Raw genomic sequence first — 1,816 nt, 5'->3', positions numbered from 1 at the left:
CCGTTGTTCAGGGTTTTTGGTATCGCAATGGATGACATTACCAAAGATGGCGCGGTAATGAGCATGCCTTGTGTGGAAGAGGTTTGTGATCAACAGGGAAAGCTTCATCGGGGAGCCATCGCTACCTTGCTTGANACGGCATGTGGTTTGGCGATTTTTGTGCGCCTCGGCGACATGCGCCCAATTGCGACAATTGACTTGCGCGTTGATTTCATCGCTAACCCCGAGGCTGGCGAAGGGGTGGCATGTAATGTCACCTGTTTTGCAGTTGAAGAAAATATTGCCTATGTCCGTGGAGAGGCATTTGGGCGTGATGGCGGCAATTTGCTGGCGTCGGTATCAGGCAGTTTTGCGATAGGAACGGCAGGCCCGTCCTTTGATCAATCTGTGAATCCTAGCAATAAGAGAGCCCCCTCCAAGAAAAAAACAATCGATGATGAAGGAATCATCAGCTTCGAAACAGAAAGGGTAACCGCTCTCTCTACTGTGGTCGGCGATGTATCACCATACGAAAAATTTCTTGGTATGACGGCTTCGGACGATAACGGCGAAGCAACCTATAAAATGCCGTTTCGCGAGCAGCACATTGGCAACCCTCTGATCAAGACTTTTCATGGCGGTATTATCGCAAGCTTCGCGGAGCTTGTTGCTGGCGCGCACTTAACAGCGAATCAGACTGAACAAAATAAGCCAGTATGTTCAAGTATGACTCTGGATTATTTGCGCCCGGCCTTTGCGGGTACGTTGGTGGCCAAGCCGAACATTATTCGTGAAGGAAAGCGCTTCATTGTGGTTGTTGTGGATGTGTTTCTTGATGGCGCCCAGGTTTCCCGAGGTCGCTTCATTTATAAGAGAGCCTTCGCTTCCAGCTAATCCAATCTATAAACAACCCTCCCCCCTTCCTTTTCTGCCTCAATAGAGGAGTTCTGTTATGTATATTTCACAGACTTTGCGCCGTGCGGTTCAATTAAACGGCCAAGGTACGGCTACCGTTTTTGCTGGTCGGCGGCAAACCTGGCGAGAGTTTGAAGACCGTATCGCATGCCTTGCTAACGGGTTGCTAAGTCTGGGCATCAATGCGGGTGACAGGGTTGCCATACTGGCATTAAACAGCGATCGCTACCTGGAGTATTTCTATGCAGTGCCGTGGGCCGGTGCGGCAGTGAATCCCGTCAATATTCGGCTCGCACCACCTGAAATCGCCTATACCTTGAATGACTCAGGTTCTAAAGTGCTTTTCGTTGATGACACCTTTGCAGCATTGCTGCCATCCCTACAGCCACAGCTTGAGTCTATCAAGCATGTTGTCTTCATGGGTGAGGGTGAGTGTCCACAAGGGTGTATTGATTATGAATCCCTTGTCGCCAACGCCGGTCGAATCCGTGACGCCAATGCTGGCGGTGACGATCTGGCGGGGCTGTTTTATACCGGTGGTACCACTGGGCGGTCAAAAGGCGTGATGCTGAGTCATGACAACCTGGTATTCAATGCCCTGAACGTGGTTGCCGAGATGGGCTATGACAGTGACACCATATATATGCATGCCGGGCCCATGTTCCACTTGGCTGATATGGCCAGCACGTTTGCCGTGACACTGGCTGCGGGGACACATGGCATTGTTCCTCGCTTTGATGTTGATGAAGTGCTGGCTTTCATTGAGCAGGAGAAAGTCACGAACACCCTGTTGGTGCNGACCATGGTCAATCTTCTAGCCTCATCTGGGCGCATCGCCAATTACGATGTCAGCAGCATAAAACGCATGCTGTATGGCGCCTCGCCAATGCCAGAGGCGGTATTGATTAGTGCTATGGAACAA

The 1,816-nt window shown here is 50.8% G+C and carries 2 protein-coding genes; both read left to right on the top strand.

From position 1 onward, the window contains the following. Positions 1 to 873: PaaI family thioesterase (locus A3730_RS29320; protein WP_082872202.1), on the top strand; the 873-nt coding region annotated here is incomplete at its 5' end. Between the two features lie 58 nt (positions 874 to 931). Continuing rightward, on the top strand, positions 932 to 1,816 hold an 885-nt coding region (locus A3730_RS00070), incomplete at its 3' end, for an AMP-binding protein (RefSeq protein ID WP_156500682.1).

The sequence above is a fragment of the Alcanivorax sp. HI0044 genome, from assembly GCF_001634945.1.
Note: the sequence above shows the minus strand (reverse complement) of the source record. Positions and strands in the feature narration are given on the sequence as shown.